Below are 16,333 nucleotides of genomic sequence, written 5' to 3' on the forward strand. Positions count from 1 at the left end.
CATCAAATAGTTTTCTAAGGAGAAATAAAGAATGAAATTAACGCATGTAGTAATCGCGGCAGCAGTCAGTATGAGTATTGGAATGAACGCCAACGCTGCGGATCGCGGCAAAGCCTATGTTTCGAACCAAGATGGCGGCGTTTCGGTGATTGATTTGAACACACTGACCTCAACCACAACCATTGACGTAAAAGGTGAAGGTCCACGAGGTTTAGCCGTGAGTGATGACGGTAAACTGTTGGTGGTTGCTACACGCGAGAATGGCAGTGTTTCGGTGATTGATACCGCAACAAACGAAGTGTTAAGCCAAATCAAAGTTGGCCAAAATCCAGAGTTTGTACGCATTAAAGGCAACTTTGCATTCGTATCATACGAGCCAAGCGCTAAAGGTGGCCCTCCTCCTGCACCGGGTTCTACTGAAGCAGCTGCGGCTGCAAAAGAAGACAATGATGATGACAAAGAACCTGCACGTATCGGCATTATTGATTTGAAACTAGGCAAAAAAATCCGTGAAATTACAGGCGGCCCTGAAACCGAAGGTGTTGAATTTAGTAAAGATGGTAAACAACTAGTGATTACCAACGAAGCTGACAATACAGTGACGGTGCACAGCATGAAAAGTGGCAAGCTGCTTAAAACCATTAAAACACATGAATATGGAGATAGACCACGTGGCGTTAAAGTATCACCTGACGGTAAAACCTATTTAGTGACACTTGAGTATGGTAATAAATTTATGGTGATGGACAAAAACTTTAAAGTGCTACGCACCGTTGATACTGGCGCTACACCTTATGGCATCTCATATGATCGCAAAGGAGAGCGCATTTTTGTGGCGGCAAACAAAGCCAAAACATTAGAAGTTTATGATGCTAAAACTTATGCAAAAATTAAAGACATTTCTACTGGCAACCGTTGCTGGCATTTCACATTCACCCCTGATGACAAAGAAGTTTTGTTAGCATGCGGTAAATCAGATGCGGTATTTGTGATTGATGCTGAGAAATTAGAAGTGAAACAACAAATTGAAGATAAGAAAATGCCTTGGGGCGTAGTGACTTACCCTAAAAGCATGGGTAGTTTAGATACTGCTATTAAATAATTTTATAGTTGTTATTAGCTTAAAAGCCCCGAACTCCGGGGTTTTTTTATTTGAGCAAACTATTGATGAAGTCCCACTCTTTAGGATCAACCGGCGTAATAGAAAGGCGATTGCCCCGCTGTAAAATCCGCATATTGGTTAGCTCTGGGTACTCTCGCAATTCTTTTAAGCTGAGTAAGCGCGTTTTACGCACAAGTTTCACATCCACATTAAGCCAGCGTGGATTTTCAGGTGTCGCTTTCTCATCGTAATATTTATGGCCTTTAATAAACTGTAAACGGTCTGGATATGCCAACTTGCTTACCTCGGCAATGCCAGCAATGCCTGGCACATCGCAATTTGAGTGATAGAAAAACACTCCATCACCCACCTTCATTTGATCTCGCATGAAGTTACGTGCTTGGTAGTTACGAATACCGTACCAATCTACAGATTGATTTGGAAAACCTGCCAAATCATCAATTGAAACATCAGAAGGCTCAGATTTCATCAGCCAATAACGCATATTTTTTACCTTAATTAAATTCTAAATTTAGCGATATGATAATCTATAACTAAATTCAATTATCAATTTTAACTAGCGTCTTAAACACAGAGGCCTAAATAGAGATCAACGATGGCAAAACCACAAGATAAAAACGTACTTGGCACCGCACTTCAAGTGTGTAGCTTAGACCCATTAACAGGCTTTACCAGAACAGGTTGTTGTGAGACTGGTATAGATGATAGCGGTAGCCATACGGTATGCGCACAAATGACCGATGAGTTTTTAGCGTATTCAATCTCTCAAGGCAATGATTTAAGCACACCCCGCCCTGAATATGGCTTTGAAGGATTAAAAGCAGGTGACCGTTGGTGCGTATGTGCCGCACGCTGGCTAGAAGCCTCAGAGGCTGGTTTTGCGCCGCCAGTCATATTAGAGGCATGCCATGCTAGATGCTTAGAAATTGTAAGCTTGGCAGATTTGAAGTATCACGAACTGAGATAGCTATACAAACTTAAGTTACGGCATGTCCAAGTAGACAAAGTATAAGTTCTAATGCGGAGTGAAATAGGAGGAGTTCTCCACGGATTAGCCTAAGCCAGCATCCTGAACCAAAAAGGCTCAAGTGGTAACGGCCTAGAGCGCATTAGGTACACCCACCAAGAGGCTCTTAAAAGAACACTCAACTTAAGGCGCGCACACAACACTCGAATGACCAAAACCGATGCTATAAACTAGTTCAAGGAATTATTAGCTTAAACCGCACCGCAGAGAACAAACTTTAAAACTGGGATTTTATTTTTGTTTCGGTTAAATAATCAACTGATTAAATACTAAAACGATTGAGATAATTTTACTATTGTTAAGTAGTAATTTTATGACAATTGGAATATTTATTTTGCAGCGCAGACTTTATCAATTTGATCTTGCATATTCGTGATTCTGCGTTTGAAATCACCTACATCCACAGTACCACTTTTACTATTGAGCAACTCATGCGCCAAATTGAGCGCCGCCATCATGGCAATACGTTCTACACCGATAATTTTACCGCTGTCACGTATATCACGCATTTTTTTATCTAAAAAATTAACCGCATTAATCAAACCTGGGCGTTCTTCATCGGTACACGAGATCGTGAAGTCGCGCCCCATAATATTAACATCTACGCCTTTTATATCGCTCATTTTACTTACTCAAACCCGCGTTAAGGCAGGCGCTCCATCAAAGCTTCGATGCGTTCGCTGGCTTGCGCCATGTTGGCTTTCAACAATGCGGCATCATTTTGTGTTGCATTTAAATCAAGGCGCAACTGCGCGTTTTCACTGCGTAAATCACTACACAATGAAATTAAGCCTGATAATTTTTCTTCTAACGCTTTTAAGTCCGCATCCATACGACCACTATAATTGAAAAAATTGATTGTAGTCAATAGTTAACGAGTAATTTTCAAAGTATTACAACATGTGTAAATAATTGTTAATGATTTTTTTCATGCGAGCGAAGCAATTAGCGATATAATTCGCACTTGTTGTTAGGTGCCAAGTTTGTTTTCTACAAGCAAGGTGAAACTGGGAAATAGGTGCATTATCGCTTAAGGCGTTAATAATTCCTTCGCTGCCCCCGCAACGGTAAGTAAGTTTTTGATTCATTCAAATGATTTTGCAATATGCCACTGAGTTACCCCTTAGAAAAAGGTCAGACTTGGGAAGGCGCAAATCAGCTGGTTAAAAGAGCTAAGTATTAGCTTTTAACACCAGCGCTTATAAGCCCGGAGACCGGCCTAAAAACAACGCCTTATGTTAAGGCACGCTAGGCAATACCGCGGGGTGACGGTAAACAAAGGCTGCGCTATTTGTGTCGTTATCTTCGTCCGCGCTCTCTTTTTTATGACCCTCCTCCGTATTCCCTAGTTTTAAAAAATCCACATGCGGGGCCGCATGTCATTTAGGGAAAAATAATGAAAAAATCTACCATTGCCAGCCTTGTTGCGCTGGCATTCTCACCCTCTGCTTTTGCAGCAGAAACTGCTATTCAAACTGATGATGTAGTGGTGACTGCTAGCCGCGTTGCTCAACCACGTGAAAGTGTAATTGCAGATGTAACCGTAATTGACAGAGAAAAAATCGAACAGTCAGGTCAATCAACTATAGTTGACCTTTTACAGCAACAATCTGGAATTGAGGTTAGTTCTAATGGTGGGCTAGGTAAAAGCGCATCAATTAGAATTCGTGGTGCAAACGATAACCATACGATTATTTTAGTTGATGGTTTACGTGTAAATTCAGCCACACTTGGCACCACCTCAATTCAGCACATACCTTTAAATCAAGTCGAAAAAATTGAAATTCTTAGAGGACCATCATCCTCCCTATATGGATCAGAGGGCATAGGCGGCACGATTCAAATATTTACTAGACAATCATCGGGCGAGCCGAGATTCAACATTTCTGTAGGTACTGGTAGTTACAATACGCAAGACTTATCTGCTGGCGTTAGTGGCCGAGTGAGTGACACCAGTTTTAGCCTGCAAGCTGGCTATATCAGGTCAGATGGATTTTCCGCGACCAATAAAAAAGATAAGAACAATTACTTTAGTGATGATGATGGCTATAAAAATAAAAATATTTCTGCAAAAATTGCACAACATTTTGGGGAAAAGCACGAAGTTGGAATTACCCTTTTCCACACAGATGCGGATGATCAGTACGACTCATCTTTTTATGACAGTGGAACCAACACGCTTAAGTTTCAAGATTTTAATTATCGTGAGAACCAAAAACTTACGGCAGCATCTATCTACAGTAAAAACCAATTCACTTCAAATTGGTTAAGTACTCTAAAAGTTGGAGTTGGCATTGATAGTTTGAAGTTTTACGATCCTAATGCCACAAATACTGCATCAGTGGAATCTAGCATTAAAACCAAGCAAAATGAGTATATGTGGCAAAACGACATTACTCTACCAGTAGGTAAATTAAGCCTATCAGCAGAGAAATTAGAGCAGGAGGTTAGCGGCACTACTGACTACTCCAAAAAGAAACGTGATATCAACTCATTGCTAGCGGGCTGGGTTGCCAATTTCGATAAGCACGATGTCCAAGCTAATCTTCGTACTGACAATAATTCACAGTTTGGGCATCACAACACTTGGTACGCTGGTTATGGTTATCAGTTGGCTGATAATTGGAAAGCGACCATTGGTCACGGAACCGCATTTAATGCACCCACGTTCAATCAATTATACTATCCTTTGGATTCATCCGGCTCGGTTGGAAACCCTAACCTAAAGGCAGAAGAGTCTCGTAATACTGAGGCTAGCATACGCTTCAATAATTCTGACCGTGACGTCAAATTAACAGCCTACCACAACAAGGTAACTAATTTAATCGACTGGCAATTTAACAACACTACCTTCCTATTTTCACCTGTCAATATTGCAAATGCTACATTAAAAGGGCTAAGTTTAAGCGATAGTGAGCATCTTGGAAATCTTACAATTTCAGCGAACCTTGATGTACAAAGCGCTCGCGATGAAGCAACTGATGAATTCCTCTCTCGCCGTGCACAACGTCATGGCCAAGTTGGTGCTTATTACAAAATCAATAAACTTTCGATAGGTGCTAACGTTTTTGCAGAATCTCAAAGAGATGACAGTGGATTTAACAATAATAAAACAGCTGGTTACGGCATCCTAAACCTAACAGCTGCTTATGTACTCAATAGTAATTGGAGTGTTAAAGCAAACGTTAACAATATTCTTAACAAAGACTATGAGTTAGCTTATGGCTATAACACTGCTGGTACTAATGCGTTTGTTGGAGTAACTTACGCGCCTAGCAAATAACGATTAACCCTTATCAGGCAAAATCATCTGATAAGGGTTACAATATAGGCAAGTTTAAATTGGAGTTATTTATGTCTACATTCAACAATAAAAGTTTTTGGCAAGGCGCTGTTTTAATTGGCTTAATCTTGCTTACCCGCATGAATCACTTCGGTGACAATGTGTACTTGCCTGATGCAACCTTAGCAGTCTTATTTTTAGGTGGCTTGCTGATTACTCGTGGCAGCTGGTTAGCACTTGCTATCGTAGTTGCTTTTGGTATGGATTTTTATGCCATGGGTTGGAAAGGTGTTTCAGAGTATTGCATGTCACTCGGTTACTGGGGTTTGATTCCTACTTATGCCGCTGTTTGGGGCGCTGGTCGTTGGTTAGCTAAACGTGAACAGCCTTTTGCGGCATTACCTTATGCCACTGTCGGTTGGGCTGCTGCAAGCGTAGCTTTTGTTCTATCAAATGCGTTTTGGTATAGCTTTTCAGATAAAGTAGACACGTTGACTGTGGTTGAATTTACACAACGCATAGCAAAATACTACACACCTTATGTAGGTTTTGCGTTGATGTATTTAGGCGCAGCTTGGCTAGTAATGAAAGCTTTACCGAAGTTGAATTTAGGCAAAAACACCACTTCTGCATAAAGTATTGCGATACCAATCAAACCGCGTTAGAACCTAATTCTAGCGCGGTTTTTTTATGAAAATTAGTCATGCCCACATCTGAAAATAAGCTTAATTTAGCAAACGAACGTCATTTAGCACGCATGCAGCGTAAAAAAGCTGTGGTGGACGCTAGCATTAACGCCGCACAAACTTCTCGTGGCTTACTATTGATTAATACCGGTAATGGCAAAGGTAAATCTACCGCTGCCTTTGGTTTACTTGCGCGCTCATTGGGGCACGGCATGAAAGCTGTCGTGGTTCAATTTATTAAGGGACGATCCGACACTGGCGAAGAGGCTTTTTTCCGTAGCGCTGAAAATCTAACTTGGCATGTAATGGGCGATGGCTTCACTTGGGAAACGCAAGACGCAGAGCGTGATAAGCAATCGGCTCGCGCAGCTTGGCAGATGGTGTGTGATTACTTGCAAGATGAAACGATAGATTTAATTATTTTAGACGAGTTTACTTACGCGCTTAAATACCAATGGTTAACGATTGAAGAAGTGATAACTGCTTTAGAGTCGCGCCCCATCATGCAACATGTGGTAATCACGGGGCGTGCTGCGTCTGATGCACTTATTGCCATTGCAGATACAGTAAGTGAAATCAATTTAGTAAAACATGCGTTTAGGGATGGCGTTCAAGCCATGCCTGGCATTGAGTGGTAATTAGCACCTGATTAAATATTGATGAATCAAATAAATTGCCCTGCTATATTAATTTCCGCACCCGCTTCTGGACAGGGGAAAACCTTATCTACTGCCGCCTTAGCGCGTGCTTGGAAGAATTGCGGTCTAAATGTGCGCGCTTTCAAATGCGGGCCTGACTTTCTTGACCCAATGGTGCTGGAAACTGCGACTGGTCAGCCCGTTTATAATTTAGATCTCGGCATGTGTGGCGAGCATGATGGCTTGGTACGTTTGTATCAAGCGGCACAAACAGCCGATGTAATTATTGTTGAAGGCGTCATGGGTTTGTACGATGGCACGCCATCATCCGCGGATATCGCCTTGCGCTACAGTCTGCCTGTGATGCTCACCATTGATGCCAGCGGTATGGCACAAACCTTTGGCGCTTTAGCTTCTGGTTTATTGGGCTATCAACCAGCATTAATTCCAGCGGGCGTACTCGCCAATAAAGTTGGCAGCACTGGGCACGCTGATATGCTAAAAGACAGTTTACCTGCTCACTTAAACTGGTTAGGTGCATTGCCGCAAGATGAAGCTTATGCGTTGCCTGAAAGGCATTTGGGCTTATTTAGAGCGCAAGAAATTACAGATTTAGATGCAAGAATAGAGGCAGCAGCGCTTGCTTTAGCTGCTAGCAGCGCGTTACCGCTACCGCCAATGGTGACATTTATCGCGCCTGAAACTGCATCTATATCACCTAAATTATTCGCGGGTAAAACCATTGCCATTGCGCGCGATGCGGCTTTTTGTTTTATTTACCCTGCCAATATCGATTGTTTGCAGGAAATGGGCGCAACCGTTACGTTCTTTTCGCCATTGCATGACAAAACTTTGCCAGAAGCCGATGCTTATTGGTTACCAGGTGGTTATCCAGAACTACATTTAAAAGAAATAAACGAAAATACAGCTATGCGTAATGCCCTATTGGCAGCGTTTAATGCTGACAAACCAATACTGGCTGAATGCGGCGGCATGATGGCATTGTCAGAATCCATTAACGGTGTACCTGCTTATGGTTTATTGGCTGGAAAAAGCCATATTGAGCCGCGCTTGCAAGGTTTAGGCACGCAACATGCTGAGCTGAAAGAAAATATTGGTAGCATTGGTGCGCACACATTCCATTATGGAAAATTCGACACCGCTCTCTTACCTAAATGTCAGGCAAATAGCCGATACGGTGCGGGTGAAAATATTTATCAGCATGGCAGCATCACGGCGACTTTTTTACATTTTTACTTTTCGTCTAATCCAGCACTTGCGGCGCGACTATTTTCTTATGCAAAACCATAAGTTTTCAGATATTGAGATTGCTGCGGTGTATCGCGCCATTGCCGAGCGACGTGATATGCGGCACTTTTTACCCAACCCTGTTGCGCCTGAAATACTCACTAAAATTTTGCATGCCGCACACCATGCCCCCAGCGTTGGCCTGATGCAGCCTTGGCGATTTATTAGAATTACTGATACGAACACACGCAAAGCTATTCATCAACTGGTAGATAAAGAGCGCGTTAAAACCGCACAAGCGATTGGTGAGTATGAAAATACCGCAACTGGGGTTGATTCTAAAAGCGCAGAGTTTCTACGTTTAAAAGTAGAGGGCATTTTAGAGTGTGGCGAATTACTGGTGGTGTCCCTATGCGATAAACGTGATGGACACGTATTTGGTCGCAGAACTTTGCCGGAAATGGATATTGCCTCTGTGAGTTGCGCCATACAAAACATGTGGTTAGCCGCCCGTGCTGAAGGCTTAGGCATGGGTTGGGTATCTATTTTTGACCCCGCTGAATTAGGCGCGTTACTCAATATGCCTGCGGATGCTAAACCAATCGCCGTGCTGTGTTTAGGGCATGTGAATAGCTTCTACAAAGAACCCATGCTGGTAGAAACAGGCTGGGCAACCGCTAAACCGCTTGCGGATATGGTGATGGAAAACACTTGGGACGCCTCAAAGTAACTGCAGCAAAACAATCTTCTTAAATAAATGCTTAAAGCCAAATAGAAACAATAATGAGATACCCAAAACGCATCGTTTGCTTAACGACTGAACCTACCGAGGTACTTTATTTGCTCGGCGAGCAAGACCGTATTGTCGGTATTTCTGGCTACACCACACATCCAGCCATTGCCAGAAAAGAAAAGCCGAAAGTTTCGGCATTCACCAGCGCCAAAATTGATAAAATTTTAGCGCTGCAACCCGATTTAGTCATTGGCTTTTCCAACTTGCAGGCAGATATTGCTGCCTCACTTATTCGCGCGGGCGTTGAAGTACATATCTTCAACCAACGTAGCGTTGCGCAAGTGTTGAATATGATTGCCGTAACTGGTGCCTTGGTCGGCGCGACAGAAAAAGCGGCGCAACTGATTGCCACGCTTGAAAAAATATTAGATGAAGCGCAGAAAACTGCCAGTAAATTCACGATTAAACCCAAAGTATATTTTGAAGAATGGGATGACCCCATGATGTGTAGCATCCGTTGGGCGATGGAGTTGATTGAACTCGCTGGCGGCGCCGATTGCTTTCCTGAACTATCCCACTTTCACAGTGCCAAAGATCGTATAGTCACGCCGCAACAAGTGGTAGAACGCCAACCTGATATTATTATCGGTTCATGGTGCGGCAAAAAATTCCAACCTGAGCAAGTGATGACACGCAAAGGCTGGGAAGATTTGCCTGCAGTCAAACATGGTTTCGTGCGTGAAATAAAATCTGCTGATATTTTGCAACCTGGTCCATCATTAATTACGCATGGCTTAAAACAGATTCAGGCGATTATTCAAGAATGGCAGATATTTCAAGCACGGTCAGTTTAAAGAATTAGGAGTAGAACAATGTCAGTATATTTAATTTTAGGTGGCGCACGCTCAGGCAAAAGCGCTTATGCAGAAAAGCTAGCGCAAACCAGCGGCCTTGCTGTGACGTATATCGCCACCGCACAAATCTACGACGACGAATTTAAATCGCGCGTGCAGCATCACAAAAACCGCCGCCCAACAGAGTGGGCATTGGTAGAAGAGCCGCACTACCTCGCACAAACGCTACGCAATTTAGACGCGCCAAATCAATGCCTGATTGTAGATTGTTTAACGTTATGGCTAGCACAATGGATATGCCCAGATTGTAACCCACCGCAAGATTCAAGCTGGCAAGCCGAACGTGAAGCCTTGCTATCTACCCTGCACACATTGCAAGGTACGGTTATTCTAGTCAGCAATGAAGTCGGCATGGGCATAGTGCCGCTAGGTGAAATTAACCGACAATTTCAAGATGAACAAGGCCGACTAAATCAAGCAGTGGCGGGTGTAGCGAATGAAGTGACATTTGTGGCGGCTGGGTTACCTTTAAAGCTGAAATAAGTCAGTTTTCAGATCCAAAGCTCAACTTAAATAAGTATTTCTTACATATATTTATTTAGCTTATCCCAATCTAAATACTGCTCTAAACAATCCGCCAATCTTTCTAACCCTGCCTCGCGTACTTGTTCATAATCAAATTGCGAATCTACCTGTTTTAAACCCGCCCAAGCGAGCCATGCCGCGCAGGATTCTGCATGGTCAAACAAGCCATGCAGATAGGTGCCTGCTATTTGATTATCGTATGAAATTGCGCCTTCTGGCTGCCCATCCAGTATTAATGCAGGGTGATTAAGAGCTACGCCTATACTCACGCCCATGTGGATTTCATAGCCGGTGACATTAGCATCAGCGAAGCTTAGCTTTCCGCTGATTTGCGCTAGGCGCTTTTCGGGTGTGAGCGTGGTTTCCATCTTTAACCAGCCTAAACCCGCGCTACTGCCCGCGGTACCTTCTATGGCATTTGGGTCATGCATGTGTGAGCCTAACATTTGAAAGCCTCCACAAATGCCGAGTACTTTGCCGCCGTAGCGTAAGTGCTTAGTGAGCGCTTGCTCCCAGCCGTTGCTTCGCAGATGCTCAAGGTCGCCGCGCACATTTTTACTACCGGGCAGTATGATTAAATCAGCGGCGGGAATTGGTTGATTGATTTTAACAAATTGGAAATCCACTTGAGGATGTAATCGCAATGCATCAAAGTCTGTATGGTTGGAAATGTGAGGCAAAATTGGCACAATAATGCGCAACTTATTTTCTACACTTTTACCTTGTGACGATGCTGTATTTGGTACAGCATCTTCGGCTTCAATATGTAAATCATGTAGATATGGCAGCACGCCGATGACGGGCTTACCAGTTTCAGTCTCTAGCCAATCCAGCCCCGACTGCAACAAAGCAATATCGCCCCGAAATCGGTTGATTACGAAACCTACTATGCGCGCACGTTCGCTGGCAGAAAGCAGCGCTAGCGTGCCAACAATATGCGCAAACACGCCGCCTCTATCAATATCAGCAATTAAAATTACGGGGCAATCAACCGCTTCAGCAAAGCCCATATTGGCGATATCACCTTCACGCAGGTTAATTTCTGCAGGGCTGCCTGCGCCTTCTACGACAATTGCTTCATATTGCTTACTCAAACGTGCGTATGAGTCCAGCACCGCGCGCATGGCAGTGGGTTTGTAGGCGTGGTAACCCGTAGCTTCTAAATTGCATACCACTTTGCCTTGAATAATCACTTGGCAGCCTGTATCAGAGTTTGGCTTAAGTAACACTGGATTCATATCGGTATGTGGCATTAATCCACACGCCTGCGCTTGCACGGCTTGCGCGCGACCAATTTCACCGCCATCCACCGTCACGGCAGAATTTAGCGCCATATTCTGCGGCTTAAATGGCGCGACTTTTACGCCCTTGCGATACAATACGCGACACAGCCCTGCCACCAGCGTACTTTTGCCAGCATCCGAGGTAGTGCCTTGAATCATTAATGTTTTCATTCTCTGATTATCTCATAATGCCCGCGATTGCCATGCCAATGGTTGCTATTGTAGCCGTGGCGCTAGATTTCGCTTTGGGCGAACCACGCTGCTTCCACCCTTTGGTAGGCTTTGGTTTCTTAGCGAACAAGCTAGCGCACTTTAATCCAAAAGCCAAGCAAAGCTCGCCAACTCAACGCTTTATTGGTTTGATCGCATTATTAGTATTAATTTTGCCATTCATCATATTGGCGTACTGGCTTTGCAATCAATTCATCACCTTTTTTGTTGCCAACACCTTGTTGCTTTACTTTGCCATTGGTCATAAAAGCTTGCATGAACATGCCCGTGCAGTAAGCGCCGCGCTTAACAATAATGACGAAGACTTAGCAAAAACTGCGGCGTCTTATATGGTGAGCCGCGATTCCTCTGCCATTGAACCGATTCCTGCCACTGTAGAGTCTGTGTTAGAAAATGGTAATGATGGCGTGTTTGGTGCGCTATTTTGGTTTTTTATTGCAGGTGGTACAGGTGCGCTTTTGTTTCGCTTAGCTAACACTATGGACGCCATGTGGGGCTATAAGACACCACGATTTTTCTATTTTGGCTGGGCTGCCGCACGGTTCGATGATGCGCTAAATTATATTCCTGCACGACTAACCGCCTTAACTTACGCGCTACTAGGTAATACCAAGTTAGCGTTAAGGTGCTGGAAAAGCCAAGCGCCCACTTGGGATAGTCCTAACGCGGGGCCAGTCATGTCATCCGGTGCTGGTGCGCTCAATGTAAAACTTGGCGGTGCAGCGCGTTATTTTGGCGAATGGCATGAACGCCCAGTATTGGGGGCAGACAACCCGCCTGTACTGAATGACATAGAACGTGCATTGGCGCTAGTTAGGCACGGCGTTTATATATGGCTAGGTATATTTTCAATCATCACTTTAATGATAGCGAGTATTGCGCATGCTTGAACATGGTGGAAATTTAGCAGCGGCTGCCAAACAATATGACATTCCGCTTGAGAACTGGCTGGACTTATCGACAGGTATTAATCCTGACGGCTATCCAATTGTTGATATTCCCGCCGCCGCTTGGCAAAAGCTCCCTCTAGACGATGACGGCTTGATTGAAGCGGCCTGTGCGTATTATGGCAGCCAGTTTGCATTACCCACCGCAGGTTCGCAAGCCGCTTTGCAAGTATTACCGCAATTACGTGCGGCATCTAAAGTGGCTATGCCAAAATTCATGTATCAAGAGCATGCGAATGCATGGCAAGCGAATGGGCATGAAGTCATCAAGTTTGAGTTCTTTCCTGATGAAAAAATTATTGAGCAAGCTGACGTACTTTTACTATGTAACCCCAATAACCCAACTGCCACAAAGTTCTCAGTATCTGAATTACTGAGTTGGCATGCTGCGCTTGCTGCGCGCGGCGGCTGGTTGATTGTAGATGAAGCATTTATGGATGCTACGCCTGAACGCAGCATTGCCAAGTATACGCATTTAGAAGGTCTGTTTGTGCTGCGCTCACTAGGCAAGTTCTTTGGCTTAGCGGGGGCGAGAGTTGGCTTTTTATTAGCTGAAGAACACATGCTCATGCAAATGCAAGAAGCCATTGGTCCGTGGTCAATCACGGGGCCTAGCCGCCTGATTGCTAAACAAGCTTTGTTAGATATAACATGGCAAGAAAAGGCACGTGTTCAGTTAGCTGAAAATAGCCGGAAACTCGCAATATTGCTGACAAAACACAATTTAACGCCAATGTCAGGTACAGCATTATTTCAATTTGTACCCACAAAAGAAGCGCAAGCTTTACAGCAACACCTCGCCCAGCAAGGTATTTGGATTCGGCTTTTTTCTGATGCACCAGGGTTATCTGCACGAACTGCAGTAAGGTTTGGTTTACCGCCAGAAGATGGTTGGGAAAGATTGGAATCTACGCTCAAACTTTGGCAGAGTTGATTGATTGCTAAAGTCGAATAATGTCTAAAGATTCATTAGAAGCACTTTAGGCACTTCGCCTTTAAACTCCAACTGTGTCACGCTCGCATGATCTATGGTGAGTCGAAACAATCGTTTCAGTGGCATTTGCAGCACTTCCGCAATTAGCGCACGAATGAAGCCACCATGCGTCACCACCAGAATACTTTTACCTTGTGAGTGACTGCTTACATCCTCCACAAAGCTTTTGGCACGAGCATGTAGCTCTGAGAATGTTTCGCCATTTGGCGGTGCCAAATTAGCATAATCATCTGCCCATACATCAAATTTCTCGCGTGGAATTTCATCCCAAGGGCTCATTTCCCAATCGCCAAAATGCAATTCTTTTAGACGCGCATCGAGTTTAATATTTTCACTGGTATGCCCAAAAACCTCATCCGCACACAAGGCCTGTGCAAGTTGGTGGCAGCGCTTTAATGGGCTGGCATAAATCGCATCAAACTCAAAAGCAGCCAGTTTCTTTTGCAATGCCATACGTTCATTTTCAAAATTAGCCGACACAGCAACATCGCTTTGCCCATAGCAAACGCTAGGAGCGATATCTAAAGAGGTGTGGCGAACTAATGTCAGTTTCATTTGAATGATATTTTAGTAATTACGGCGCAGAAAATAAAGTGGTGCTGGCTAACACGCCAACATAAAACGCAACTTCTGTCAGTTGCTGCATTGCGCCTAAGCAGTCTCCCGTATAGCCGCCTATGCGAGACTTAATTTTTGCACTAAACCACAACCAAACGATTGCCACAGGCACTAGCGCAGCAAGAAATTTTATGTCTAAAAATGCCATCGGCACTAAACCGAAAAAGGTTGCGATGATTAATTCTGTGATAGTAGGCTGCGTTGCAAGTGGCTTAGATTTTCCTTCGGCCTTCACATAACTTTGCGTATACATCACCAGCACCGCACACAGTCGGCTAAGTGCATGGCCAGCAATTAATGTCGCTGGGATTAATGCTGTCCACTGATAAGTAAGCGCTTGATATTTGGTCAGCAACACTAAAAATAAACCTATTGCGCCATAACTACCAATGCGTGAATCCACCATAATAGCGAGTACTTGCTCTTTGCCCCAGCCTCCACCCAAGCCATCTACTGCATCGGCCAAGCCATCTTCATGAAATGCGCCTGTGAGTAAAATTGTAGCGGCCATACTTAATAAAAGCGCGATTTCCAAAGGCAATAAAATATCACTTAGCCAAAAAACCAAAGCGCCTATAGCGCCCACTAAAATACCAATTAAAGGAAAATATCTGGTGGCTTTATTCAAGTCTGCATTATCAAAACTGCTGAAATGCACGGGTACGCGTGTGAAAAACATCACTGCTGTTAAAAAATAGTGCCATTGATTTTGTAATGCAAATATCATATTTTTTGTGACACGCTAGCTGATTCAAACGAAGCCATTTCATTTAAAAAGTTAACCGAAGCCAGCACCAAAGGATAAGCCAGCGCAGCGCCCGTCCCTTCACCCAAGCGTAAATCGATATTGAGTAACGGCTTCACCTGTAGATAATCCAACATTTTTTTATGGCCAGACTCGTCTGAGCAATGTGTAAACACGCAGTAATGCAAAATTTCAGGCTGCAATTTAGCCGCAACCAGCAATGCCGCCGTGGTGATAAATCCATCAATCAATAAAGTACATTGCTTAGCAGCAGCTTGCAACATAGCACCAACCATCATGGCGATTTCAAACCCGCCGAAAGTCGCCAATACCTGCATGGCATCACTGCTACTCAAATGATGATACGCAATCGCTTGCGCCAGAATATTCGTTTTGTGTGCCAACCCTGCATCGTCCAAGCCCGTACCGCGGCCTACACATTGCTCAATTGGCAAATCACATAAGACGCTCATCAAACAACTTGCAGATGAAGTATTACCTATACCCATTTCACCAAAGCCAAACACATTACAACCCTCAGCTACTTGTGCATCAACAATACCTGCACCACGAGCAAGTGCTTGCTCACACTGCGCTAGCGTCATGGCTGGCTCACTCAAAAAGCTGCGTGTACCCATCGCCACCTTTGCATGAATCAAACCGGCATGAGTTAAATCTAAACTGTGTGAAAATTCGTAATTCACACCGCTATCAACCACACTCAAATGCATATTGTTTTGCTTGGTAAACACATTAATCGCCGCGCCACCTTGCAAAAAATTCAATACCATCTGTGCCGTGACCGCTTGCGGATAAGGACTAACGCCAGCTTCTACAATCCCATGATCGCCTGCGAAAACCAGCATATTGGCGTGACTCAGCCGAGGCGTAAGTGTTTGTTGAATCAATCCGATTTGTAATGCTACAGCTTCCAGCATGCCCAAAGCGCCTAAAGGCTTCGTTTTATGATTGATTTTATGTTCAAGCTGACTTTTGAGCGCCTGATTAGGCTGTGTGATATTGAATTTCATCTTAGGGACATCAAATTTCTAGGCAAATATTTTCTGAGCTAAGATTTTACATGACTACCTAGGCTTAAACATAAATCAAAATCAAGCTTTTAAAGATAAGTTGAAAAATGTTTGAATTATTTTTTCCAACTCTTTGGAAGTTTGCTATAATGCGCGACTTGCAAACATTTACATGTAAGCAAATGCGTTAAGAAGTACGGCCGGGTAGCTCAGTTGGTAGAGCAGCGGATTGAAAATCCGCGTGTCACAGGTTCGATTCCCGTCCCGGCCACCAAGTAAAATCAAGCTCACAGCCACGTGGGCTTTT

18 protein-coding genes, 1 tRNA gene and 1 riboswitch are annotated in these 16,333 nt (G+C 43.9%); of the genes, 12 read left to right on the top strand and 7 right to left on the bottom strand.

Annotated elements, in window-relative coordinates:
• The first annotated feature begins 31 nt into the window (after positions 1-31).
• On the top strand, positions 32-1,102 hold the full coding sequence (locus PSU72_RS13725) for a cytochrome D1 domain-containing protein (RefSeq protein WP_300433213.1): 1,071 nt from the start codon (positions 32-34) through the stop codon (positions 1,100-1,102).
• 46 nt (positions 1,103-1,148) lie between these two features.
• On the opposite strand, the gene PSU72_RS13730 is transcribed toward PSU72_RS13725, so the two are convergent.
• Entirely contained in the window at positions 1,149-1,607 is a 459-nt protein-coding gene (locus tag PSU72_RS13730; protein WP_300433215.1) for an EVE domain-containing protein, read from the bottom strand.
• A gap of 111 nt (positions 1,608-1,718) precedes the next feature.
• On the opposite strand from PSU72_RS13730, the gene PSU72_RS13735 reads away from it, so the two are divergent.
• On the top strand, positions 1,719-2,090 hold the full coding sequence (locus tag PSU72_RS13735) for a DUF2237 domain-containing protein (protein WP_013146883.1): 372 nt from the start codon (positions 1,719-1,721) through the stop codon (positions 2,088-2,090).
• 389 nt (positions 2,091-2,479) lie between these two features.
• On the opposite strand, the gene PSU72_RS13740 is transcribed toward PSU72_RS13735, so the two are convergent.
• Together PSU72_RS13740 and PSU72_RS13745 are read right to left on the bottom strand one after the other, a co-directional pair.
• Positions 2,480-2,773 carry a cell division protein ZapA gene (locus PSU72_RS13740; protein WP_013146882.1) on the bottom strand — a complete coding sequence of 98 codons (294 nt, stop codon included), beginning with the start codon at positions 2,771-2,773 and terminating at the stop codon, positions 2,480-2,482.
• A 20-nt stretch (positions 2,774-2,793) separates the two neighbouring features.
• Entirely contained in the window at positions 2,794-2,982 is a 189-nt protein-coding gene (locus PSU72_RS13745; protein WP_300433217.1) for a hypothetical protein, read from the bottom strand.
• Positions 2,983-3,105: 123 nt separating this feature from the next.
• Positions 3,106-3,388, top strand: a riboswitch (cobalamin riboswitch).
• A gap of 158 nt (positions 3,389-3,546) precedes the next feature.
• Between PSU72_RS13745 and PSU72_RS13750 the strand changes: the two genes are divergently transcribed.
• The 7 genes from PSU72_RS13750 to cobU all read left to right on the top strand — a co-directional run bounded on the left by PSU72_RS13750 (position 3,547) and on the right by cobU (position 10,135).
• The gene (locus PSU72_RS13750) at positions 3,547-5,433 is read left to right on the top strand and encodes a TonB-dependent receptor (protein ID WP_300433218.1); all 1,887 of its coding nucleotides are present in this window, start codon (positions 3,547-3,549) and stop codon (positions 5,431-5,433) included.
• Between the two features lie 71 nt (positions 5,434-5,504).
• Positions 5,505-6,068, top strand: a complete 564-nt coding sequence (locus PSU72_RS13755) for a hypothetical protein (protein ID WP_300433219.1) — start codon at positions 5,505-5,507, stop codon at positions 6,066-6,068.
• 68 nt (positions 6,069-6,136) lie between these two features.
• Positions 6,137-6,757, top strand: coding sequence for a cob(I)yrinic acid a,c-diamide adenosyltransferase (gene cobO, locus PSU72_RS13760; protein ID WP_300433221.1), 621 nt, complete (start codon positions 6,137-6,139; stop codon positions 6,755-6,757).
• Between the two features lie 21 nt (positions 6,758-6,778).
• Positions 6,779-8,068 carry a cobyrinate a,c-diamide synthase gene (locus PSU72_RS13765; RefSeq protein ID WP_300433222.1) on the top strand — a complete coding sequence of 430 codons (1,290 nt, stop codon included), beginning with the start codon at positions 6,779-6,781 and terminating at the stop codon, positions 8,066-8,068.
• Positions 8,055-8,735 (top strand): 5,6-dimethylbenzimidazole synthase, encoded by a 681-nt coding sequence (gene bluB / locus PSU72_RS13770; protein ID WP_300433223.1) that lies wholly within the window; start codon positions 8,055-8,057, stop codon positions 8,733-8,735. Before PSU72_RS13765 ends, bluB begins: the two co-directional genes overlap by 14 nt.
• 53 nt (positions 8,736-8,788) lie before the next feature.
• A complete protein-coding gene (locus PSU72_RS13775; protein WP_300433224.1) occupies positions 8,789-9,592 on the top strand; it encodes a cobalamin-binding protein in 804 nt (267 codons plus the stop codon).
• A gap of 18 nt (positions 9,593-9,610) precedes the next feature.
• Positions 9,611-10,135: a bifunctional adenosylcobinamide kinase/adenosylcobinamide-phosphate guanylyltransferase gene (gene cobU, locus PSU72_RS13780; RefSeq protein ID WP_300433226.1), complete on the top strand. Its 525-nt coding sequence runs from the start codon at positions 9,611-9,613 to the stop codon at positions 10,133-10,135.
• Positions 10,136-10,176: 41 nt separating this feature from the next.
• Here cobU and PSU72_RS13785 read toward each other — a convergent pair whose 3' ends face one another.
• Positions 10,177-11,631, bottom strand: coding sequence for a cobyric acid synthase (locus tag PSU72_RS13785; RefSeq protein WP_300433228.1), 1,455 nt, complete (start codon positions 11,629-11,631; stop codon positions 10,177-10,179).
• Here PSU72_RS13785 and cbiB point away from each other — a divergent pair.
• Both cbiB and cobD read left to right on the top strand, forming a co-directional pair.
• Positions 11,622-12,581 (top strand): adenosylcobinamide-phosphate synthase CbiB, encoded by a 960-nt coding sequence (gene cbiB / locus PSU72_RS13790; RefSeq protein WP_300433229.1) that lies wholly within the window; start codon positions 11,622-11,624, stop codon positions 12,579-12,581. The two genes, PSU72_RS13785 and cbiB, sit on opposite strands and share 10 nt — an antisense overlap.
• Positions 12,574-13,572, top strand: coding sequence for a threonine-phosphate decarboxylase CobD (gene cobD / locus PSU72_RS13795; RefSeq protein ID WP_300433310.1), 999 nt, complete (start codon positions 12,574-12,576; stop codon positions 13,570-13,572). Before cbiB ends, cobD begins: the two co-directional genes overlap by 8 nt.
• A gap of 24 nt (positions 13,573-13,596) precedes the next feature.
• On the opposite strand, the gene cobC is transcribed toward cobD, so the two are convergent.
• From cobC to cobT, 3 genes are read right to left on the bottom strand one after another with little or no spacing between them, the layout of a single operon-like run.
• The gene (gene cobC / locus PSU72_RS13800; RefSeq protein ID WP_300433230.1) at positions 13,597-14,187 is read right to left on the bottom strand and encodes an alpha-ribazole phosphatase; all 591 of its coding nucleotides are present in this window, start codon (positions 14,185-14,187) and stop codon (positions 13,597-13,599) included.
• Between the two features lie 19 nt (positions 14,188-14,206).
• Complete coding sequence (locus PSU72_RS13805; RefSeq protein WP_300433231.1) at positions 14,207-14,977, bottom strand: adenosylcobinamide-GDP ribazoletransferase; 771 nt, start codon at positions 14,975-14,977, stop codon at positions 14,207-14,209.
• Positions 14,974-16,026: a nicotinate-nucleotide--dimethylbenzimidazole phosphoribosyltransferase gene (cobT, locus tag PSU72_RS13810; protein ID WP_300433232.1), complete on the bottom strand. Its 1,053-nt coding sequence runs from the start codon at positions 16,024-16,026 to the stop codon at positions 14,974-14,976. The genes PSU72_RS13805 and cobT overlap by 4 nt, the downstream gene beginning before the upstream one ends.
• Positions 16,027-16,224: 198 nt before the next feature.
• On the opposite strand from cobT, the gene PSU72_RS13815 reads away from it, so the two are divergent.
• Positions 16,225-16,300 (top strand) — tRNA-Phe (locus tag PSU72_RS13815).
• Positions 16,301-16,333: the final 33 nt, after the last annotated feature.

This window comes from Methylotenera sp., assembly GCF_029945535.1.
Classification (GTDB): domain Bacteria; phylum Pseudomonadota; class Gammaproteobacteria; order Burkholderiales; family Methylophilaceae; genus Methylotenera.